A 19,589-nucleotide genomic window follows, 5' to 3' on the forward strand; every position below is an offset into this window, starting at 1 on the left:
GCGCCTGCCGACTCTATTAGGTTTTCTGCTGCTGAGTTCTCCCTGGATTGCATTGGCCAATAATGCCGTCGATTCACCGGAGCTCGTCAGGGAGCAATCCGGTGGCTACGACACCAGCCTGATCCGGGGCGCAGGACACTCGGACCTGAGCCGCATAGGCAAGGGGCAGGCCAGCGTGCTTCCCGGCACCTATGACCTGGACACGATCGTCAATGGCGACGGCGTGGGGCGCCTCAAGGTCGAGCTCAAGAGTGCACCCCCATCCTCGGAGTTGCAGCCCTGCATCACGCTGGACATGCTGCAGCGTATAGGTCTGGCCCGCCGCTATCTCGATGCCCTGGTGGAGCAAGGCGCTGCAGAGTGCGTCAACCTGCAGTTGCTGGATGCCCAGGCCGTGGCCGCGCTGGAGCTTGAACAACTGCGCCTGACCCTGTCCATTCCCCAGATGTATCTCGAACAGGCACGCCGTGGTTACGTGGATTCGAGCTACTGGGACCGCGGCGTGAACGCAGGCTTCGTCAACTACCAGGCCAATGCCCGCCATGACCTGCGCCACGGCGAAGGCCAGAGCAGCTTCTTCCTTGGCCTGAGCAACGGCCTGAACCTGGGCGGCTGGCGGCTGCGCAACGAATCCAGCCTGATGCGCAACCAGCACCAGAGCACCAAGTTCAGCAGCAACCGCAGCTTTGTGCAGCGCGATGTCATGGCCTTGAAAAGCCAGGCGTCGGCGGGCGAGCTGTATTCGAATGGCCAAGTGTTCGACAGCGTGCGCTTTCAGGGCGTGCAGCTGAGCTCCGACGAGGGCATGCTGGCCGACAGCGAGCGCGGCTATGCGCCTGTCGTGCGCGGCGTGGCCGAGACCAATGCCACCGTCGAGGTACGCCAGAACGGCTACATGCTGTCCAGCACCCAGGTGCCGCCGGGCCCGTTCCTGCTCAAGGACATCTATCCCAGCGGCTCCAACGGCGACCTGGAGGTCACCATCATCGAGGCCAATGGAAGCCGCCGGGTCTATCTGCAGCCGTTCTCCGCCCTGCCCCTGATGGTGCGCAAAGGCTATTTGCGCTATAGCACGGAGATCGGTCGCTACAAATCCAACAACAAGGAGCTGGACACTCCGGTGTTCGCCTCCATGTCCGGCACCTACGGCCTGACCGAGGACCTGTCGGTGACCAGTGGTGCGCAGGTGGCCGAGAACTTCCAGGCGCTGAACCTCGGCCTGGGCGGCAATACGCCCATCGGGGCGATCTCCGTGGACATCACCCAGTCCTTCAGCCGTCAGCAGGGCCGCACGCTCACGGGTCAGAGCATACGCGGGCTGTTCGCCAAGACCCTCACGCACACGAACACCACCGTCACGCTGGCCGCCTACCGCTATTCGACCTCCGGCTACCGCACCCTGGACGGCCATGTGCGCGACCTCTACAACCTGCACCACGCCTATACCGTGGCGAGCATGCATTCGCGCGCCCGCTTCGACCTCAACATCACCCAGTCCCTGGGACAGAACGAGCGCTACGGCAACTTCTACCTCAACGCCCAGCGCGAGTCGTTCTGGAATGGCGAGACCTCGAGCTCCGTGACCGCCGGCTACGGCAATACATGGCGCAATATCTCCTACAACCTGAGTCTGTCCCATACCCGCAATCTCTACGGCCTCAACAGACGCAAGGACAACATTCTCATGCTGACCCTGTCCGTGCCTCTGGGCAAGAACGGCGGCGCGCCCAGAATGTCGGCCAGCTACGACCATACGGAAGATGGCGGCGCCATGTCGGCCTCGGTCTACGGACAGATGCCGGAGCATGAAAACGTCAACCTGTCCGCGCAGATGACGCGCACCCGCAATCACCGTGTCTCGGGCTCGGCCGGCCTCGGAGCCGAGCTTCCCGCCGTGGCCCTGGGAGCCTCTCTGGGCGCCGGAGACCACTATCTGTCGACCAGCCTGAATGCACGGGGCGCGATCGTCGCACATGCCGGCGGGCTCAACTTCTCGCGCGATGTGGGTGATGGCTTCGCCCTGGTCCAGGTCGATGGCGTGCAAGGCGTGGGCCTGGGCAACGGCCTGGCGCGCACGGCTGCCAATGGCTATGCGGTCTACCCGACCACGCAGCCCTATCGCTTCAACACCATACGCCTGGACTCCGGCTCGCTGGGTGCCGACGTGGAGCTGGATTCGCTGACCAGAACCGTGGTGCCGCACCGTGGCGCCATCGTCAAGGCCGAGTTCAAGGGCTTTACCGGACGACGTGTGCAACTGCGCCTGAGCGATGCCCAGGGCCAGCGGCTGCCGCTGGGAGCCGAGGTGCTCGATGCCGCAGGCAAGAGCCTGGGCCTGGTCGACCACCACGGGCAGGCACTGGTGCTGGTCGCCGAGGACAAGGGCGAGCTGCAGATCACATGGGGCGAAGGCCAGCAGTGCCAGGCCTCCTATGCCCTGCCCGAGCGCGACCCCAAGCGCTACTACGACAAGCTGGATCTCACATGTCGCTGAAGACCTCTCCTGCCGCCCTGCACCAGGTGCTGCTCGCAGGCCGCCGGCTCTTGCATTACATGGCCTGGTCGGCTCTCGCGGCCACGGCCGTACAGGCCGGACCGCTGAGCTTTGATGAAAACCGCTACTTTCTCAGCGAAGGCGCAGCACGGCGCACCATGCTGATCCACAACGGCGGCGACTCCCAGGCCCTGGTGCAGATCTCAGTGGACCGCCCCGGTACTACCGCGCAAAGCGATGCGGACCTGCCCCTGGCGGTCTCCCGCCCCTTGCTACCCATACCAGCCAACGAAACCGCCGCCGTGGAGGTGTTTTATCAAGGCTTGGGTCTGCCCGGCGACAGGGAAAGCTTTTTTCTGCTGAGTGTGCTGGATGTACCGCCCAAGGCCCCGGACACCGCCCAGGGCGAGACCGGCATGCACATCGCGGCCAGGCACCGCTTCAAGCTGTTCTACCGCCCGCGTCTTGAAGTCCCGCCCGAGGCCGTGCGCGATGCGCTGCTCTGGCAACTGCCAGCCGATGCCTCGCCCGGCATGGTGGAGATCCACAACCCCAGCCCCTACTACGCAACCCTGGTCGAGATCGCGGCCCTGGATGCTTCAGGCCAGCCCTGCGGTCAGAACATTTCCCACCTGATGGTCGAGCCTTTCGGCACGCTCAGGCAGAGCATCCAGGGTTGCACCGCCACCACCGCTTCCATGAGCTACCGCTATGTGAGCGACAGCGGCCGGGAAATCCTCTACGAAGTGAGCCTGCATGCGGGCCAACCCGGCCTGATCCGTAAAGTTTGAGATGAGTACCATGAACCTGTTCCTGAAGCTGATGAGCATCCTGCTCGTGCTGCTGGCCCACAGCACCAGCCACGCCCTTGCATGTACCACGACCACAGGAGCGGTCACCCAGACCGACTCGATTCAAACCACTGTCGCCGTGCCCCTGGACCTGCCCAGGAACAGCGTGCTGTGGCGCTCGCAGACCCAGGTGCTGAACGTCGTTTGCTGGCAAGACCAGGTGGGGCCGCAAGAGAGCGTCTACTTCTACCTCAACCCCTACAACAACATGGGGGCGAATGTGGAGCTCGGGGTCAACCTGAACAGCTTCGACTATCGCTGCTCGGCCCTGTCCATGTGCCGCGTGATGATTCCCAACTCGACGTTTCCGGGCTGTGCCTCGGACACCGGCTGCTATAGCCAGCGCAAATACTTCACGCTCGTCTACAACTACTTCATCTCGAAAAAGGTGGGGCCGCTGCCGCCGGGCACACCGCCCGAAGGGCCTCTGGCCAATGTCCCCAACCCCATGATTGCGTTCCAGCTCGATGGCGTGGGCGGCATGAATGCCACGCCTGCGCGGAACTTCCGCATGTATCTGAGCGGCGTCAACAACATACGCTATGTGAACTGCTCGGTGGCCATGGGCATCTTCCCGAACTTCATCAATTTCAACACCGGCTTTGTGCACATGGCCGAAGTCGGGAAAACCATCGATGAGCGCAGCTTCTCGGTGAGTGCGACCAAGCAGTGCACAAGCGCAGCCTATGGTCTGGATATCATCTTCGAGCCCGCAGACAACTCGACGACCTCGACCTCCAAGGAGATGCTGATTCCGCGTGACAACAATGGGGTTGCTGTGAAGATCTTCGACAAGAGGCTCAATCGGCCGATTATCTTCGGCAAGCCTTTCGAGTTCATGCCCATGAACCAGCAAACCCAGGTCACTCGCGAGTTCAATGCGCAACTGGTCTGGAACGCGAGCAAACCCAAGGCTGGCGAGTTCAACGCGGCCGCAACCGTGGACTTCTACTATAAATAACCGGTTCACGAGCCCTCTCGATCCCCGAATGTGCGGTGCGGCGCCCGCCGCAAAGAAGAGCTGCAGGCCGGCGCTGAGTGCAGCAGGGCTCAGAGCGTGTTCACCGCTTCCTCCTGCATGGCCTGCACCAGCCAGCCCACCTCCTGCACGGCCGGCCGGTGCAAAGGCAGCAGCATATGCACCTGGAAGGGAATGGAGAAAGCCAGCGGCCTGAGCACCAGCCCCTGGCCCATGCAGGCCCTGGCCGTGAGCGGGTTGACGATGGCCAGGCCCAGGCCTTTTGCCACCATGGCGCACACGGCAACCGCGCTGTGCGTCTCCAGCATCAGCTCGCGCGTCACACCGGCCTGTTCAAACACGGCATCGATCTGTGCACGATAAGGGTCGTCGTGGGCCAGGCTCACAAAGGGCAGGTTCGCGAAGTCAGCTGCGGCCAGCACCGGTTTGCAGGCCAGGACATGGCCAGCTGGCAAGACGGCGACCTCGTCCATCGCAGGCAGGGAAACGGCCCGCGTACCCGGCGGCGCATCGGCCTGCTCGGCCAGCCCCAGGTCAAAGCGCTGGGCCGCCATCCACTCCTTGAGCAGCGGCCCCTCCTGCGTTGCCACGCTCACAGCCACAGGCCCATGCTCCCGGTGCAGCCGGGCCAGAGCGCCGGGCAGCAAGGCATGGCTGAGCGCAGGCAGGCTGAGCACGCTGATGCTTGCCTGGTGCGGCAGGCCCAGGGCCAGCGCATGCTCGACCACGCGATCCAGCCCCTGCCAGCTGCGCTGCACTTCGGCCCAGAGCGACAAAGCTCTTGCCGTGGGCCGCAAGCGCCCCTGGGCGCGTTCGAACAGGTCATAGCCCAGCAATTGCTCCAGCCGCCCGAGCTCGCGGCTGATCGTGGGCTGGGAGCTGAACAGCATCTGCGCCGCCCCCGTGGCGCTGCCACTGAGCATGAGGGCTCGAAACACCTCCAGATGCCGGTGATGGATACGCGAGGCCATGGTTTGGATCATGGCTTTAGCATATCCATTCTGAATGACCCATAAAAAAACAAGCATTGGATCAAATACCTCAAGCCGGGCACCATGGGTGCCAGATTCGATTCCTGTCAGACACCATGTCCCATTCCTTTTTCCCCGCCCAGCTCTGGAAGCTCGCCGACACCTACGGCACACCGCTGTGGGTCTATGACGCGGCCACGATTCGTGCGCGCATTGCCGAGCTCAAGGCCTTCGACACGATCCGCTTCGCCCAGAAAGCCTGCTCCAACATCCACATCCTCGGGCTCATGCGCGAGCAGGGCGTGAAGGTGGATGCGGTCTCGCGCGGCGAGATCCTGCGCGCCCTCGCGGCCGGCTACAGCGCCGGCCATGCAGCCGGCCAGCCCAGCGACATCGTCTTCACCGCCGATGTGATGGACGAGGCCACGCTGGCCTGCGTGGCCGAGCACCAGGTCCCGGTGAATGCCGGCTCCATCGACATGCTGCATCAGCTGGCAGCGGTCTCGCCGGGTCACGCGGTCTGGCTGCGCATCAACCCCGGCTTTGGCCACGGCCACAGCAACAAGACGAATACCGGCGGCGAGCACAGCAAGCACGGCATCTGGCACAGCGAGCTCGAGCAGGCGCTGGCCGCCATCAAGAGCGGAGGTCTGGTGCTGGCCGGCCTGCACATGCACATAGGCTCGGGCGTGGACTATGGTCATCTGCAGGAGGTCTGCGGCGCCATGGTGAAGCTCGTGGAGCGCACACTGGCCGCCGGCCACGACCTGCATGCGATCTCGGCCGGCGGCGGCCTGTCCATCCCCTACCGCGCGGGCGAGGCGCGCATCGACACGGCCCACTACCACGGCCTGTGGGATGCGGCGCGCAGGCAGGCCGAAGGGCTGCTGGGCCACAGCCTGGGCCTGGAGATCGAGCCCGGACGCTTTCTGGTGGCCGAATCGGGCGTGCTCCTGGGCCAGGTGCGCGCCACCAAGAACGCGGGCAGCAATCACTTTGTCCTTGTAGATACGGGGTTCAATGAGCTCATGCGCCCGTCCATGTACGGCAGCTACCACGGCATGGAAATTTTGCGCCGCGACGGCGGGCAACAGCCCGCACGCGACAGCGTGGTTGCCGGCCCCCTGTGCGAATCGGGCGATGTGTTCACCCAGGGCGATGGCGGCGTGGTACTGCCGCGCGCGCTCTCGGGCGCCTCGGTGGGTGATCTGCTCGTGATCCACGATGCGGGCGCCTATGGCAGCTCCATGTCCAGCAACTACAACACGCGCCCGCTGGCCGCCGAGGTACTCGTCGATGGCGCAGACACACGCCTCATACGCCGGCGCCAGAGCGTGGAGGACTTGCTGGCGCTGGAGCTGGGGCTGTAGTCCGCCACAGCCGCCCCTGACCCGTTCAGCCCAGAGCGCCCTGCCCGCATGCACAGCGGGCAGGGCGCTTTTTTCATGCCGCCGACCTATGGCGCCAGTGCGCCAGCAGCTTGGCCATGCGGCACATGGACTCGCGGCCGTTACAAAAACGATATTTGGTTATTAAAAAACAATATTTAAGACAAAAATATTATGGATATAAGCTAGCCGCTCTGCCAGCCAGCCCTCTGACCGGCCTGACCGCCATTCGAAAAGGACATTTGTATGCGAGCTCATTGGACCCATCTTCTTCTGGCCACGGCTCTGGCCACGGCCGGTGCAGCCAGCCAGGCCGACCAGTTGCAGGACATCAGGCAGCGTGGCGAGCTGATCGTGGGCGTGCTGGGCACGGACGAGCCCGCCAGCTTCATCGATCCCAAGACACGCCAGATCGTGGGCTACGAGGTGGATCTGGCCAAGGCCGTGGCCAGCAAGATCGGCGTCAAGCCCGTGCTCAAACAGATCGCCGTGGCCGCGCGCATCCCCGAGTTGCAGCAAGGCCATGTGGATCTGATTGCGGCCGGCCTCACGCACAACAAGCAGCGCGAATCCCAGGTCGACTTCTCGCTCACCACCTTTGTGACCGGCCAGAAGGCCGTGGTCGCCAAGAGCAGCGGCATAAGCGAAATCGGCCAGCTGGCCGGCAAAAAGGTGCTGACCATTCGTGGCGGCACCCAGGAGCCGAACATCAAGAAGGCCATTCCCGGCGCCGAGGTCGTGACCTTCGACACCAGCCAGCAGGCCTTTCTGGCCCTGCGCCAGGGCAAGGGCGTGGGCTATGTGGACGACGAGGCCGCGCTGTTGCGCAGCTATGCCAAGCTGGGCGCGCAAAAGGCCCAGTTCCAGGTGCTGCCCCAGAACCTGAGCACCGAAGCCCTTGCCCTGGGCATCAAAAAGGGCGAGAAGGACCTCAAGGCCGTGGTCGATGACACGCTGCGCGAGCTGGAGCAATCAGGCGAGGCCGAAAAGATCTTCTTCAAGTGGTATGGCCCCGGCACCGCTTCGGGCTTTGAAAAGCGCAGCTTCAAGTTCGAATCCGATCAAGTCGCCGAATAAGAGCGGCCGCAGCGCCCCCAAGACATTCCACCCGGTGTGCGCCCCTTGGGGGCGCGCGCATTTCCTGCACGACCGCCATGAGCCAGCTCCACGCCAACGCATTGCCCATCATCGACATCCAGCCCCTGATCCAGGCCTCAGCCAGCAGCCGCGCACGCCAGCAGGTAGCCGAGGCCATCGGCCAGGCCTGCCGCGAGCACGGTTTTTTCTACATCACGGGCCATGGCGTGCCCGAGGAGCTGGTGCAGCGGCTCGATGCGCTGTCCCACCAGTTCTTTGCCCTGCCCGAGGCCGAGAAGCTGCGCTGGCGCATGGAGCTGGGCGGGCGCGCCTGGCGCGGCTACTTCCCGCTGGGCGGAGAGCTGACCTCGGGCCGTCCCGACTGGAAGGAAGGCCTGTACCTGGGCACGGAGCTCGGGCCCGAGCACCCGCTGGTGGCCAGCGGCACGCCCGTGCACGGTGCCAATCTGTTTCCCGAGGTGCCAGGCCTGCGCGAAACCATTCTGGCCTATATGGCTGCGGTCACCGAAGTCGGCCACCGCGTGATGCAAGGCATTGCGCTCAGCCTGGGGCTGCCCGCCGACTACTTTGCCGCGCGCTATACGGCCGATCCGCTGATCCTGTTTCGCCTCTTCAACTATCCCAGCCAGCAGGTTCCCGAGGGCCTGGACGTGGCCTGGGGCGTGGGCGAGCACACCGACTACGGCCTGCTGACCGTGCTGCGCCAGGATGAGGTCGGCGGCCTGGAAGTGCGCACGCCTGCGGGCTGGGTGGATGCACCGCCCGTGGCCCGCAGCTTTGTGTGCAACATCGGCGACATGCTGGACCGCATGACCGGCGGGCTCTACAAATCCACGCCGCACCGCGTCAAGCGCAACACCTCTGGCCGCAACCGACTGTCGTTTCCGCTGTTCTTCGACCCGCACTTCGAGGCCCGCGTGCAGCGCATTCCCGACCTGGCAGGCGCACCGGCCCACGATGACAGCGCCGAGCGCTGGGACCAGGCCAACGTCCATGCCTTCAGCGGTCGCTATGGCGACTATCTGCTGGGCAAGGTGTCCAAGGTTTTCCCCCAGCTCGTCCAGAGCGTGCTGTAAGAATCAGAAAAAACAATAGCTGCCAGCGATTGCTACATCTATGTTTCAGATATGAATACATCTGAAATCCAGGAGGAGAAGGCGCTAGCAGCTATCAAATTGACTAGTCTTCTGGCTCACTCGCCGCGCGGATCGCGTGCCATGAGGCGCTGCACGGCCTGGTCCACGGCCAGGCGGCCATCGAGCAGATCGACCACGGTCTCGGTGATGGGCATCTCCACCTTTGCCAGACGTGCACGTGCCAGCACCGTACGCGCGCTGTAGACGCCTTCGGCCACATGGCCCAGCGAGGCCACGGCCTGCTCCAGCGTCCGGCCTTCGGCCAGCAGCAGGCCGACCTTGCGGTTGCGCGACAAATCACCCGTGGCCGTGAGCACCAGATCGCCAAGGCCCGACAGGCCCATGAAGGTCCGCGCCTGCGCGCCCAGCGCCAGCCCCAGGCGCGTCATCTCGGCCAGCCCGCGCGTGATCAGGGCTGCGCGCGCATTCAGGCCCAGTTGCAGCCCGTCGCACAGGCCGGTGGCAATGGCCAGCACGTTCTTCACGGCACCGCCGACCTCCACGCCCACAATGTCGGTATTCGCATAGACACGCATCGCGCCGCCATGAAAGGCCGAGACCAGCAGCTCGCCGACCTCGGCATGGCGGCTGGCCGCGACCAGGGCCGTGGGCTGCTGGCGCGCGACCTCGGCCGCAAAACTGGGGCCGCTGAGCACGCCGCAGTGCAGACCGGGCGCCACCTGGCGGCAGACCTCGTGGGCCAGCAGGCCATGGGCCGAGGCCGGAGCATCTGCGGCCACGGCCTCGAAGCCCTTGCACAGCCAGGCCACGGGCACGCGGACTTCGCGCAACAGCGCCAGCCATTCGCGCAGCGCGGCCATGGGCACGCCCAGCACGATGAGATCGGCCCACAGCGCATGGGTCAGGGCCTCGCCGTCCACAGCCTGCAGTGCGGGCGGGAACCCCAGCCCCGGCAGATAGCGTGCGTTCTCGCGCTGCGCCTGCATGGACCGGGCCTGGGCCGCATCGCGCGCCCACAGCCGCACCTCATGGCCCTGGGCCGGGGTGGAGGCGTTCATGGCCAGGGCCGTGCCCCAGGCCCCGGCTCCAAAGACGGTAATTTTCATGGCGTGCAGTGCTGAGCTTGCGCCGCGCCGGACCCATTCCAGTTCCAGATCCATTGCGCACCGCAAGTGCAGGCGACAAAGTCATTGTTTGATCGGGTCTGAAACTCAGAGGCCGGGCCCCGGCGAACGGCAAAAAATGGTCTGGATCAAAAAAAGGCCACCAGGGCCTTTTTTTGTTGTATCACATGCAGCCCCGGCCCGAGGCAAGAGCTGCAGCCTCTGGCACGAGGCTTATTGAGGCAGGGAGCCGTTGCCTTCGCCCTGAGCTGCCGCCTGCTGCTGCTCGTACATGGCCTGGAAGTTGATCTCGGCCAGGTGCACGGGCGGAAAGCCGGCACGCGTGATCACGTCGGCCACATTGCTGCGCAGATAGGGGTAGATGATCTGCGGGCAGGCGATGCCGATCACGGGACCCATCTGGTCTTCGGGCACATTGCGGATCTCGAAGATGGCGGCCTGCTTGGCCTCCACCAGAAACACGGTCTTGTCCTGGATCTTGGTCTGCACGGTGGCCGTCACCGCAACTTCAAACACGCCTTCGGCCACGGGCGTGGCCTCGACACCCAGTTGGATGTCCACATTGGGCTGCTCCTGCTCCAGCAGGATGGCGGGCGAGTTGGGTTGCTCCAGCGACAAGTCCTTGAGGTAGACGCGCTGGATCTGGAAGACGGGGGAATCCTGTTCGGCCATGAAATCAGTCTTTCTGAAGAGTGGCCCCGGTCACCATGACCAGAGCGCCTGGAAGTTCACCAACAAAACACCCGCTGCGAAGGTACTCCGCCGCGGGCTTCAAGGCCTGCATTATGCAATGCCATCCATGTCAGCCCTGGAGCAGCGGCAGCAAGCCGCCCTTGGCGTCCAACGCCATCAGATCGTCGCACCCGCCCACATGGGTGTCGCCCACAAAAATCTGGGGAACGGTGCGCCGGCCCGTGATCTGCATCATCTGATCGCGCGCCTGCAAGTCGCTGTCGATGCGGATTTCCTCGATTTGCTCCACGCCCCTGGAATTGAGGATCTGCTTGGCGCGTACGCAGTACGGACAAAAAGCGGTGGTGTACATCTTCACGGCTTGCATGACGGTCTTTCCTGATGAATGGTTGGGCTCGGCCTGCGTTCACGGAGCGCAGACAGGCGGCTACCCGGAGATAGCTGGGGCAGGCTCATGCCTTTTCAACCGGCAGCCCGGCATCGCGCCAGGCCTTGAGTCCCCCGGCCAGGGCCTGGGCCTTTTCATAGCCGAGCTTTCTGGCCAGGGCCTCGGCGCGCACCGCACGTCCACCCTTGGCACAAACCAGCACCAGGGGCAGGGCCTTGTTCTTGACCATCGAGGGCAGCTTCTCTTCGAACTGGCCCAGGGGCAGGTTCTTGGCGCCGTTCACGTGAACGGCAGCGAACTCCTCGGGCTCGCAGACATCGAGCACGACCGCCTTCTGGCGATTGATGAGCTGCACGGCTCCCGCAGCCGACAGCGAGCCGCCACCAGCGCCCCTGAGCACGGGCAGCAGCAGCATGACGCCAGAGGCCAGTGCGACCAAAAACAGATACCAGTTATCGATGATGAAGTTCACGTCATTCCTTGGGATGGCAAATCGGCCAATTCTAAGAGCCAGCGCATGATCCCCTGCCCAGACCATGCCATGGCGGAGGCGATCCGGGCATTTGGCCGGCCATGCGCACAGCACACGGGCCGGATACTCGGCTTCACGTTCTAAAATGCCCGTTTCGCCTTCGCGCGCCCAGCTTTGCAGACTAGAAAGAACCCATGTACAAGCTCGTTTTGATCCGCCACGGAGAATCCACCTGGAATCTTGAAAACCGTTTTACCGGCTGGACCGATGTGGACCTGACGCCCACAGGCGTGGAACAGGCCAGGAACGCTGGCCGCTTGCTCAAGGCCGAGGGCTATGACTTCGACCTGGCCTATACCAGCGTGCTCAAGCGTGCCACGCGCACGCTGTGGCATACGCTGGACGAGATGGACCGCACCTGGCTGCCCGTGGAACACAGTTGGCGCCTCAACGAGCGCCACTACGGTGCCCTGCAAGGTCTGAACAAGGCCGACATGGCCAAGCAATACGGCGATGCCCAGGTGCTGGTCTGGCGCCGCAGCTATGACACGCCGCCGCCGGCGCTGGAAGCCAGCGATCCGCGCAGCGAGCGCGGCGACCGCCGCTATGCCGATCTGCAGCCCGAACAGGTGCCGCTGACCGAATGCCTCAAGGACACCGTGGCACGCGTGCTGCCGTTCTGGAACGAAACCGTGGCCCCGTCCATCCAGGCTGGCAAGCGCATCGTGATCGCGGCCCACGGCAACTCCATCCGCGCCCTGATCAAGTACCTGGACAAGATCTCGGATGACGACATCGTCGGCGTGAACGTTCCCAACGGCATCCCTCTGGTGTACGAGCTCGATGCCGAACTCAGGCCCCTGCGCCACTACTACCTGGGCGATGCCGAGGCCGCCGCCAAGGCCGCGGCTGCCGTCGCAGCCCAGGGCAAGGCGTAAGCAGCAGCTCGAACGCCCTCACCGGATGCAAGCGCCCGCTGCGGCACTCCTTGCAAGACAGGGAGTGCGCTTACGGGTCTTTGCAGCCCTCGGTGTATATTGAAGCGCTCAAAAGGGGTGATATGGGTCAAAAAATCAAAATTGCAGGCTGGGTCTCCATCGGCGTGATCGCTGGAGCATTGACCACGGTATCGCTACAAACCGTGGCCCGTGGCGCCATGGCCCCGCTGCCGCTGGAAGAGATACAGCAGTTGTCGGCCGTGTTCGGCCTCATCAAGACCGACTACGTGGAGTCCGTGGACGATAAGAAGCTGATCACCGATGCCATATCGGGCATGGTCTCCAGCCTGGATCCCCACTCCCAGTATTTCGACAAAAAATCCTATAAAGAATTTCGCGAAGGCACTTCGGGCCGCTTCGTGGGTGTAGGCATAGAGATCACCCAGGAAGACGGACTCATCAAGGTCGTCTCGCCCATCGAAGGCTCACCTGCCTTTCGCGCCGGGCTCAAGACCGGCGACCTGATCACCAAGATCGACGATACGGCCGTCAAGGGCCTGTCGCTCAACGATGCCGTGAAACGCATGCGCGGCGAGCCCAACACCAAGGTCCTGCTGACCATCTTGCGCAAGGACGAGAGCCGCAGCTTTCCGGTGACGATTACGCGTGAGGAGATCAAGACGCAGTCGGTCAAGGGCAAGCTCGTCGAGCCCGGCTACGGCTGGATCCGCCTGAGCCAGTTCCAGGAGCGCACGGTGGACGACTTCGTGCGCAAGGTCGAGGAAATCCACAAGCAAGAGCCCAAGCTCAAGGGACTGGTGCTGGATCTGCGCAACGACCCCGGCGGCCTGCTGGATGCGGCCGTGGCCATCTCTGCAGCCTTTTTGCCCAGCGATGTGACCGTGGTCTCGACCAATGGCCAGCTCTCGGAGAGCAAGGCCACCTACAAGGCCTCGCCCGAGTTCTATGCGCGCCGCGGCTCCGGAGATCCGCTACAGCGCCTGCCGGCATCGCTCAAGACCCTGCCCCTGGTCGTGCTGGTCAACGAAGGTTCGGCCTCGGCCAGCGAAATCGTGGCCGGTGCACTGCAGGATCACAAGCGTGCCACCGTCATGGGCAGCCAGACCTTTGGCAAAGGCTCGGTGCAAACCGTACGCCCCCTGGGCCCGGACACCGGCCTCAAGCTCACCACGGCGCGCTATTACACGCCCAGCGGCAAGTCCATACAGGCCAAGGGCATCGTGCCCGACGTCATGGTCGACGAAACGGCCGAAGGCGACCTCTATGCGGCTCTGCGCATGCGCGAAGCCGACCTCGAAAAGCACTTGACCAGCGGCCAAGGCGACGAAGCCAAGGATGAAGCGCGTGAAAAAGCCCGAGAGGAAGCCCGCAAGCGCCTCGAGGAAGAGGCCAAGAAGCCGCTGGCCGAGCGCCGCTTGCCCGAGTTCGGCACGGACAAGGACTTCCAGCTGCAACAAGCTTTGAACCAGCTCAAAGGCCGTCCCGTGATGGTCAGCAAGACCCTGACCGAGCGCGAGCCCGAGAAAAAGGAAAACTGAGCAACCCGCCCCAAAGCGATGGTTGCCGGCCGGGCCCTGCCCGGCTTTTTCATGCCCGACCGGTATGGGCAAAAGTTCGGTGATATGCAATGAACGACGATCAACTGCTGCGCTACTCGCGTCATATTCTTCTCGACGAAATCGGCATCGAAGGCCAGGAGCGCATACTCGCCAGCCATGTGCTGATCATCGGTGCAGGAGGACTGGGCTCGCCCGCAGCCCTGTATCTGGGCTCGGCTGGCGTGGGCCGGATCACCCTGGTGGATGACGACACGGTCGACATGACCAATCTGCAACGCCAGATTGCCCATACGACGGACCGCGTTGGCAGCGCCAAAGTGGAGTCCATACGCTCAGCCGTCCAGGCCATCAACCCTGGAGCCAACGTGGCCTGTGTTCAGCGGCGTGCCGATCAGGATTTGCTTGACGAGCTCGTCCCTCAGGCCAATGTGGTGCTTGACTGTACGGACAACTACCGCACACGCCACCTGATCAACGCAGCCTGTGTGCGCCATCGCATACCGCTGGTCGCCGGTGCAGCCCTTCGCCTGGACGGACAGCTCATGGTCATAGACCCGCGTGATCCCGACTGTGCATGCTATGCCTGCGTGTTTTCTCCCGACGCTGAATTCGAGGAGATCCAGTGTTCCACGATGGGAGTCTTCTCGCCTGTCGTTGGCGTGATAGGCAGCTTGCAGGCCGCCGAAGCGTTAAAGTTGCTCGCAGGTTTCGGCCATCCTGCGACCAGGCGTCTGGTTATGTTCGACAGTGCCAGCCAAGATTGGAGTAGCATGCAAACCAATAGGACACTGGATTGTCCTGTCTGTGCTCGCAAGGCGTAGGAATTCACTGACTTATCACAAGGTCCACACACTGGCACAATCGCCCGCTTGTTGCCAGAGGCTGGGAGGCTGAAGCAAGTCAGGCTTGATTTGATGGTTTCTATGCCTCCCTATTGGACATTGCCGTGAAGTTGCGCACCTATCTTGTTGAAGACAACCCCATGATCCGCGAAAACCTCATTGCCACGCTCGAGGAGCTGGCAGGGGTAGAGTCTGTGGGCATTGCCGAAAGCGAGAGCGTGGGATCCAGCTGGCTTCAGAAGAACCCAGAAGCCTGGGACCTGGCGATTGTCGATTTATTCTTGCGCCAAGGCAGCGGCCTGGGCGTGCTGGCCAGTTGCCGCGAGCGCCTGCCTCATCAGAAGATCATCGTGCTCAGCAACTACGTCACACCGGATGTACGCAGCCGCTGCAGTCAGCTTGGAGTGGATGCCGTCTTTGACAAGTCCAACGAGATCGATGCACTCATGGACTACTGCATCAATCTCGAACCGCCTCAAAGACATCAGCTCAAGACAGCCTAAGCTTGTGCATACAGCAGATCAAAAGATGATTTGCGACACACAATTAAAGCCCCTAAATTCGGGTCACAGAAAACCCATACAGAAGTATGGATTTTCTCTTGCAAGATAAAAATCTCAAGCCTTAATCGATTAGACGGTTCTTGAGTGCGTAGTAGGTCAGGTCACTGTTCGAGGACAGGCCCATTTTCTCCATGAGCCGCGTGCGATAAGTACTCACTGTCTTTACGCTCAGCGAAAGCGACTTGGCAATATCGCCTGCCGTCTCGCCCCGCGCCAACTTGAGAAATACCTGAAATTCCCGCTCCGAAAGCTGCTCATGGGCGGGAGCATCGTCCTTGCGGCTCAACTGCTGGGCCAGCAAATCCGCAACCGTAGGCGTCAGATACCGCCGCCCCAGAGCCACGGTCCGAATCGCCTCGGCAATCTCTTCGGGTTCGCACTCCTTGTTCAGATAACCGCTGGCCCCCTGCCTTATCAGATTGATGGCGTAATGTTCCTCAGGGTAACCACTGAGAATCAGAATTCCCATATCGGGCGCCTTGGCCCTGAGCATGGCCAGGGCATCGATGCCACTTTGTCCGGGCATGGACAAATCCATGAGCAGCACGTCGATCTCCTGATTGCGCACCAGATCTATGGCCTCACGACCGTTGGCCGCTTCACCAACCACACGCAGATCCACATGTTCCGACAGGAACTGGCGCAGCCCTGAGCGAACAATCGCATGGTCGTCCACAATGCCGATTCTGATCATGAATACCTCTCTCTTCCAACCGGCAAGACACCGGCCATGCAAATACAAAAATGGCGGTTGCAGGCGCCTGAACGATCTTAATCGTTCGCGGGACGATTATGCAGAATGTGGAGGCCCAACTTCTGGGCAATAAGATGCATATGCGCTGGATAAACTTTCGCACGATCGCGATCAGCCTCACATTGACCATCACGGCGGCGATTTTGATGGTGAGTATTAACGAGACCAGTTATAAGCGCTCGACGAATGCCCTTGAGGCAATGACTGAAATTCAGGCCACGCGCTCCAAAATCAGCTGGCTCATGCGCCTGATGCTGGATGCCGAAACCGGCCTAAGAGGGTATTTACTCACTTCCGAGGAGCGTTATCTCACGCCTTATAACGAGGCCATTTCTGCCATCAATCAGGATATGGAGGCGCTGCGAAAGGTATTTGTGCAAGACCCGCAGGATCTTGCACTATTCACCTCGCTCACGCGCCAGATTGAACGCAAGATGAGCGAGATGGAGCTGAGCCTGCAGCTCTACCGCCAGGGCAACCAGGAGGCCTGGCGCTTCGTGATGTTCACCGACCTGGGCATGGAGAACATGGATGCGATCCGCCACCATACGCGAGACCTGATCGCCAGCCTCGACCAGCGTGGCGACCGCAATCAGCGCAAGATAGAGCACACGCTGGCCCTGTCGCGCATCGGCATTGCCACGGTCACGGCCTTGGGAGTCCTGGGATTTTTCATGTATCTGCGCCAGGCCCATGCCCTCCAGAGAGCCAGCCTGCGCGAGCAGGAAATACAGCGCGACGAGCGCAACCGCCTCGAAGCCGTGGTGCGCGAACGCACCGCGACCCTGACCGAACTGGCCAACCACCTGCAGCAGGTGCGCGAGGACGAGCGCGGCCACCTGGCGCGCGAATTGCACGACGAACTCGGGGCCTTGCTTACCGCTGCCAAGCTCGATGTGGCGCGCCTCAAATCCAAGGTCGATCTCACAGCCCCCGATGCAGCAGAGCGCATACGGCATTTGATAGAGACGCTCAACAGCGGCATCGCCCTCAAGCGCCGCATCATTGAGGATCTGCGTCCCTCCTCGCTCTACAACCTGGGGCTGATCACGGCGCTGGAAATCCTGACGCGTGAGTTCGCGGAGCGCAGCGCCCTGGAAGTCACGGCCAACCTGGAGCCCGTGACACTGTCGGACTCGATCCAGCTCACCATCTACCGCATCGTCCAGGAGTCTCTGACCAACATCGGCAAGTACGCCCAGGCCCAGCATGTGATCGTCTCTTTGCACAACTACCCGACCTATGTGGCTGTGCAGATCCAGGATGACGGCAAGGGCTTTGAAGTCACGAGCATGAGGCCCAAGTCCCATGGTCTGGCCGGCATGCGCCATCGTGTCGAAGCCACGGGCGGACGGCTCAGCGTGGCCTCCGAACTGGGCAAGGGCACGACCATTTCCGTGGTCATTCCTCTGAACAATGCCGCATGAACCAGCCGCGATGGTGCTTACCCCGCGCGCAAGCCTGGTCCGACAAGCCAATGCAGAACTCTCTTGCAAGCCAAGCGGGAGCGTCTGCCTAAAGTAGGTGGCATGCAAATACAGCAACGCCAGCCATACGGGCTCTTCACCGTCTTGAAGCTCACAATTGCAAGGTGACTTCTGGACAGCGATGCGCTACAACCTTTTCTTCGCCGCCGTCCATGCCACCGCCATGGCCTGGCGTCATGGATTGCAAGCCCTTCTGGTCAAGCTCTTGCCAGACGCCAGCATTCTTGCGCGCCGCCATCCCTTCCATGCACTTGCGTGGCATCCCAGCCATCGCCCAGTCAGAAGCTCGACAAAGCCCGAGCACATGGCGATTGCTTTTTGAATCCTTGAGATTCCAACCAAGCCATAAGGAGCAAATCAATGAGTCAAACCGAGAAGTCCGTGCACCAAGCCGCCGAAGCTGCCGAAAGTGCTGCCAAGGACACCATACAAGCCACGGCCCAGAGCACTCGCAAGGCTGCGGCGAATGCGGTCGACAAGGCTCAGCAAGGCCTCAAGGCCGTTGAGGACGAGCTCAACCCTGTGATCGACGATCTCGCAGCCCGTGCCCAGGAGTGGGCCACGCGCAGCATCAACTTCTGCGCGGACAGCTCGGATCGGGCAAGACGCCAGCTTCATGCTGCGGCCGACACCACGACCCGCTACGTCATAGAGCAGCCAGGCCGCTCGGTGCTGATTGCCGCCGCTGCAGGCGCCGCCATTGCCACCGCCTTCTTCATGAGCCTGCGCTCGCGCAAATAGGCCCGTAGCGACCAAGAGTTCCAGGGGACATTCATGTTTCCCTGCCCCGCGTCCCATCTTTTCACTCACAGCGTCAGGAGATCCAGACCATGAAAAAGTATGCAAGAGCCCTGAGTTTCGCCCTGCTGGCCGGCACGGCCGTGCTCGCAACCACAGCCTGCTCGGTTGCCCGGGAGCAGCAGACCATGGGCTCGTATGTAGACGATGCGGCCATCACCACGGCCGTCAAGGCAAAAATGGCGGAGGACAAAACCGTTTCCGCCACCTCCATCAGTGTGGAAACGCTCAATGGCACGGTGCAGCTTTCAGGCTTTGCCAAGTCGGCTGCCGAGAAAAACCGTGCGGGCGAGATCGCCGGCTCCGTGAAGAATGTGCGCAATGTGCGCAACAGCATCATCGTGAAGCCCGCATCCTGATCGCGGCACACTGTGCCTGCGAAGCAGCCCTTGGGGCTGTCTTCGCAGACCTGAGAGCATGTTCACGATCTCCTCGCGGCGCGCCAGTGTAGAGATCGTGAACACGCTCTGAGATCCAGCCGGGTAATTCCCGGCTTTTTCACGTCCAGGCCTGGCGGCTAGCGGCTGGACTTGACCTTTTCCAGCAGGCGCTGGTGCACGCCCGGCGAGACGAACTTGTCGACCTCGCCGTCCAGGGTTGCAATCTCGCGCACAAAGGTGCTGCTGATGAACTGGTAACGGTCGCTGGGCGTGAGAAACACGGTTTCGACCTGGGGCATGAGCGTGCGGTTCATGCCTGCCAGCTGGAACTCGTAGTCAAAATCGGTCACGGCGCGCAGGCCGCGCACCATGGCCTTGGCCCCGCGCGAGACCACGAAGTCGCGCAACAGCCCGTCGAAGCTCTCGACGCGCACATGGGGATGACAGGCCACGACTTCCTTGACCATGGCTATGCGCTCTTCGAGGTTGAACAAGGTCTTCTTGTGATGACCTGCGGCCACGGCCACGATGACATGGCCGAACAACTGGCTTGCGCGGCGCACCACGTCTTCATGCCCCAACGTAATGGGGTCAAAGGTTCCGGGATAGACGGCAATCAACTCCTGGCTCATGTCCTTGCTCTCCTTGGATTTCTACCCCCGGGCCAGCCCGGGGAAAGCGCATTATGCATG

Annotated in this window: 21 protein-coding genes; 13 read left to right on the forward strand and 8 right to left on the reverse strand. The window is 62.5% G+C overall.

Going from position 1 to position 19,589, the window contains the following annotated elements; translation table 11 throughout:
• The first annotated feature begins 52 nt into the window (after window positions 1–52).
• From G486_RS0106255 to G486_RS21665, 3 genes are read left to right on the forward strand one after another with little or no spacing between them, the layout of a single operon-like run.
• Window positions 53–2,494, forward strand: a complete 2,442-nt coding sequence (locus G486_RS0106255; protein ID WP_051303200.1) for a fimbria/pilus outer membrane usher protein — start codon at window positions 53–55, stop codon at window positions 2,492–2,494.
• The gene (locus G486_RS21660) at window positions 2,485–3,285 is read left to right on the forward strand and encodes a fimbrial biogenesis chaperone (protein WP_051303202.1); all 801 of its coding nucleotides are present in this window, start codon (window positions 2,485–2,487) and stop codon (window positions 3,283–3,285) included. Before G486_RS0106255 ends, G486_RS21660 begins: the two co-directional genes overlap by 10 nt.
• Before the next feature lies 1 nt (window position 3,286).
• The gene (locus G486_RS21665) at window positions 3,287–4,306 is read left to right on the forward strand and encodes a fimbrial protein (RefSeq protein ID WP_051303204.1); all 1,020 of its coding nucleotides are present in this window, start codon (window positions 3,287–3,289) and stop codon (window positions 4,304–4,306) included.
• A gap of 89 nt (window positions 4,307–4,395) precedes the next feature.
• On the opposite strand, the gene G486_RS0106270 is transcribed toward G486_RS21665, so the two are convergent.
• On the reverse strand, window positions 4,396–5,307 hold the full coding sequence (locus tag G486_RS0106270; protein ID WP_027014770.1) for a LysR family transcriptional regulator: 912 nt from the start codon (window positions 5,305–5,307) through the stop codon (window positions 4,396–4,398).
• Window positions 5,308–5,411: 104 nt separating this feature from the next.
• Between G486_RS0106270 and lysA the strand changes: the two genes are divergently transcribed.
• The 3 genes from lysA to G486_RS0106285 all read left to right on the forward strand — a co-directional run bounded on the left by lysA (window position 5,412) and on the right by G486_RS0106285 (window position 8,857).
• The gene (gene lysA / locus G486_RS0106275) at window positions 5,412–6,665 is read left to right on the forward strand and encodes a diaminopimelate decarboxylase (RefSeq protein ID WP_027014771.1); all 1,254 of its coding nucleotides are present in this window, start codon (window positions 5,412–5,414) and stop codon (window positions 6,663–6,665) included.
• A 264-nt stretch (window positions 6,666–6,929) separates the two neighbouring features.
• Window positions 6,930–7,760 (forward strand): ABC transporter substrate-binding protein, encoded by an 831-nt coding sequence (locus tag G486_RS0106280; protein WP_034386765.1) that lies wholly within the window; start codon window positions 6,930–6,932, stop codon window positions 7,758–7,760.
• A gap of 77 nt (window positions 7,761–7,837) precedes the next feature.
• Window positions 7,838–8,857 carry an isopenicillin N synthase family dioxygenase gene (locus G486_RS0106285; protein WP_027014773.1) on the forward strand — a complete coding sequence of 340 codons (1,020 nt, stop codon included), beginning with the start codon at window positions 7,838–7,840 and terminating at the stop codon, window positions 8,855–8,857.
• A gap of 116 nt (window positions 8,858–8,973) precedes the next feature.
• Here G486_RS0106285 and G486_RS0106290 read toward each other — a convergent pair whose 3' ends face one another.
• From G486_RS0106290 to G486_RS0106310, 4 genes are all read right to left on the reverse strand, one after another.
• Window positions 8,974–9,984 (reverse strand): NAD(P)H-dependent glycerol-3-phosphate dehydrogenase, encoded by a 1,011-nt coding sequence (locus tag G486_RS0106290; protein WP_027014774.1) that lies wholly within the window; start codon window positions 9,982–9,984, stop codon window positions 8,974–8,976.
• Window positions 9,985–10,215: 231 nt separating this feature from the next.
• Window positions 10,216–10,674 carry a protein-export chaperone SecB gene (gene secB, locus G486_RS0106295; RefSeq protein ID WP_027014775.1) on the reverse strand — a complete coding sequence of 153 codons (459 nt, stop codon included), beginning with the start codon at window positions 10,672–10,674 and terminating at the stop codon, window positions 10,216–10,218.
• Between the two features lie 130 nt (window positions 10,675–10,804).
• The gene (gene grxC, locus G486_RS0106305) at window positions 10,805–11,062 is read right to left on the reverse strand and encodes a glutaredoxin 3 (protein WP_027014776.1); all 258 of its coding nucleotides are present in this window, start codon (window positions 11,060–11,062) and stop codon (window positions 10,805–10,807) included.
• Window positions 11,063–11,147: 85 nt separating this feature from the next.
• A complete protein-coding gene (locus G486_RS0106310) occupies window positions 11,148–11,555 on the reverse strand; it encodes a rhodanese-like domain-containing protein (RefSeq protein WP_027014777.1) in 408 nt (135 codons plus the stop codon).
• Window positions 11,556–11,749: 194 nt separating this feature from the next.
• On the opposite strand from G486_RS0106310, the gene gpmA reads away from it, so the two are divergent.
• The 4 genes from gpmA (at window position 11,750) to G486_RS0106330 (ending at window position 15,418) form a co-directional block, all read left to right on the forward strand.
• Window positions 11,750–12,493, forward strand: a complete 744-nt coding sequence (gpmA, locus tag G486_RS0106315) for a 2,3-diphosphoglycerate-dependent phosphoglycerate mutase (RefSeq protein ID WP_027014778.1) — start codon at window positions 11,750–11,752, stop codon at window positions 12,491–12,493.
• 122 nt (window positions 12,494–12,615) lie between these two features.
• Window positions 12,616–14,052: a S41 family peptidase gene (locus G486_RS0106320; protein WP_027014779.1), complete on the forward strand. Its 1,437-nt coding sequence runs from the start codon at window positions 12,616–12,618 to the stop codon at window positions 14,050–14,052.
• An 89-nt stretch (window positions 14,053–14,141) separates the two neighbouring features.
• Window positions 14,142–14,894, forward strand: coding sequence for a HesA/MoeB/ThiF family protein (locus tag G486_RS0106325; protein ID WP_027014780.1), 753 nt, complete (start codon window positions 14,142–14,144; stop codon window positions 14,892–14,894).
• Window positions 14,895–15,019: 125 nt separating this feature from the next.
• A complete protein-coding gene (locus G486_RS0106330; RefSeq protein WP_027014781.1) occupies window positions 15,020–15,418 on the forward strand; it encodes a response regulator in 399 nt (132 codons plus the stop codon).
• 121 nt (window positions 15,419–15,539) lie between these two features.
• On the opposite strand, the gene G486_RS0106335 is transcribed toward G486_RS0106330, so the two are convergent.
• Window positions 15,540–16,172: a response regulator gene (locus G486_RS0106335; RefSeq protein ID WP_027014782.1), complete on the reverse strand. Its 633-nt coding sequence runs from the start codon at window positions 16,170–16,172 to the stop codon at window positions 15,540–15,542.
• 140 nt (window positions 16,173–16,312) lie between these two features.
• Between G486_RS0106335 and G486_RS0106340 the strand changes: the two genes are divergently transcribed.
• A complete protein-coding gene (locus tag G486_RS0106340; RefSeq protein WP_027014783.1) occupies window positions 16,313–17,659 on the forward strand; it encodes a CHASE3 domain-containing protein in 1,347 nt (448 codons plus the stop codon).
• 151 nt (window positions 17,660–17,810) lie between these two features.
• Here G486_RS0106340 and G486_RS24260 read toward each other — a convergent pair whose 3' ends face one another.
• Window positions 17,811–18,080: a hypothetical protein gene (locus G486_RS24260; protein ID WP_169728579.1), complete on the reverse strand. Its 270-nt coding sequence runs from the start codon at window positions 18,078–18,080 to the stop codon at window positions 17,811–17,813.
• Between G486_RS24260 and G486_RS0106350 the strand changes: the two genes are divergently transcribed.
• Together G486_RS0106350 and G486_RS0106355 are read left to right on the forward strand one after the other, a co-directional pair.
• Entirely contained in the window at window positions 18,080–18,460 is a 381-nt protein-coding gene (locus tag G486_RS0106350; protein ID WP_027014785.1) for a hypothetical protein, read from the forward strand. The two genes, G486_RS24260 and G486_RS0106350, sit on opposite strands and share 1 nt — an antisense overlap.
• A gap of 89 nt (window positions 18,461–18,549) precedes the next feature.
• Entirely contained in the window at window positions 18,550–18,876 is a 327-nt protein-coding gene (locus G486_RS0106355) for a BON domain-containing protein (protein WP_027014786.1), read from the forward strand.
• A gap of 158 nt (window positions 18,877–19,034) precedes the next feature.
• On the opposite strand, the gene coaD is transcribed toward G486_RS0106355, so the two are convergent.
• A complete protein-coding gene (gene coaD, locus G486_RS0106360) occupies window positions 19,035–19,529 on the reverse strand; it encodes a pantetheine-phosphate adenylyltransferase (protein ID WP_027014787.1) in 495 nt (164 codons plus the stop codon).
• Window positions 19,530–19,589 lie beyond the last annotated feature (60 nt).

The organism is Comamonas composti DSM 21721, from assembly GCF_000429845.1.
Classification (GTDB): Bacteria; Pseudomonadota; Gammaproteobacteria; order Burkholderiales; family Burkholderiaceae_C; genus Comamonas; species Comamonas composti.

What these genes read in the sequence shown, in the direction of transcription:
- G486_RS21660 (WP_051303202.1), top strand. Translation starts at nt 2,485, where the DNA reads ATGTCGCTGAAGACCTCTCCTGCCGCCCTGCACCAGGTGCTGCTCGCA.
- G486_RS21665 (WP_051303204.1), top strand. Translation starts at nt 3,287, where the DNA reads ATGAGTACCATGAACCTGTTCCTGAAGCTGATGAGCATCCTGCTCGTG.
- G486_RS0106270 (WP_027014770.1), bottom strand. Translation starts at nt 5,307, where the DNA reads ATGATCCAAACCATGGCCTCGCGTATCCATCACCGGCATCTGGAGGTG.
- lysA (WP_027014771.1), top strand. Translation starts at nt 5,412, where the DNA reads ATGTCCCATTCCTTTTTCCCCGCCCAGCTCTGGAAGCTCGCCGACACC.
- G486_RS0106280 (WP_034386765.1), top strand. Translation starts at nt 6,930, where the DNA reads ATGCGAGCTCATTGGACCCATCTTCTTCTGGCCACGGCTCTGGCCACG.
- G486_RS0106285 (WP_027014773.1), top strand. Translation starts at nt 7,838, where the DNA reads ATGAGCCAGCTCCACGCCAACGCATTGCCCATCATCGACATCCAGCCC.
- G486_RS0106290 (WP_027014774.1), bottom strand. Translation starts at nt 9,984, where the DNA reads ATGAAAATTACCGTCTTTGGAGCCGGGGCCTGGGGCACGGCCCTGGCC.
- secB (WP_027014775.1), bottom strand. Translation starts at nt 10,674, where the DNA reads ATGGCCGAACAGGATTCCCCCGTCTTCCAGATCCAGCGCGTCTACCTC.
- grxC (WP_027014776.1), bottom strand. Translation starts at nt 11,062, where the DNA reads ATGCAAGCCGTGAAGATGTACACCACCGCTTTTTGTCCGTACTGCGTA.
- gpmA (WP_027014778.1), top strand. Translation starts at nt 11,750, where the DNA reads ATGTACAAGCTCGTTTTGATCCGCCACGGAGAATCCACCTGGAATCTT.
- G486_RS0106320 (WP_027014779.1), top strand. Translation starts at nt 12,616, where the DNA reads ATGGGTCAAAAAATCAAAATTGCAGGCTGGGTCTCCATCGGCGTGATC.
- G486_RS0106325 (WP_027014780.1), top strand. Translation starts at nt 14,142, where the DNA reads ATGAACGACGATCAACTGCTGCGCTACTCGCGTCATATTCTTCTCGAC.
- G486_RS0106335 (WP_027014782.1), bottom strand. Translation starts at nt 16,172, where the DNA reads ATGATCAGAATCGGCATTGTGGACGACCATGCGATTGTTCGCTCAGGG.
- G486_RS0106340 (WP_027014783.1), top strand. Translation starts at nt 16,313, where the DNA reads ATGCGCTGGATAAACTTTCGCACGATCGCGATCAGCCTCACATTGACC.
- G486_RS0106350 (WP_027014785.1), top strand. Translation starts at nt 18,080, where the DNA reads ATGAGTCAAACCGAGAAGTCCGTGCACCAAGCCGCCGAAGCTGCCGAA.
- G486_RS0106355 (WP_027014786.1), top strand. Translation starts at nt 18,550, where the DNA reads ATGAAAAAGTATGCAAGAGCCCTGAGTTTCGCCCTGCTGGCCGGCACG.
- coaD (WP_027014787.1), bottom strand. Translation starts at nt 19,529, where the DNA reads ATGAGCCAGGAGTTGATTGCCGTCTATCCCGGAACCTTTGACCCCATT.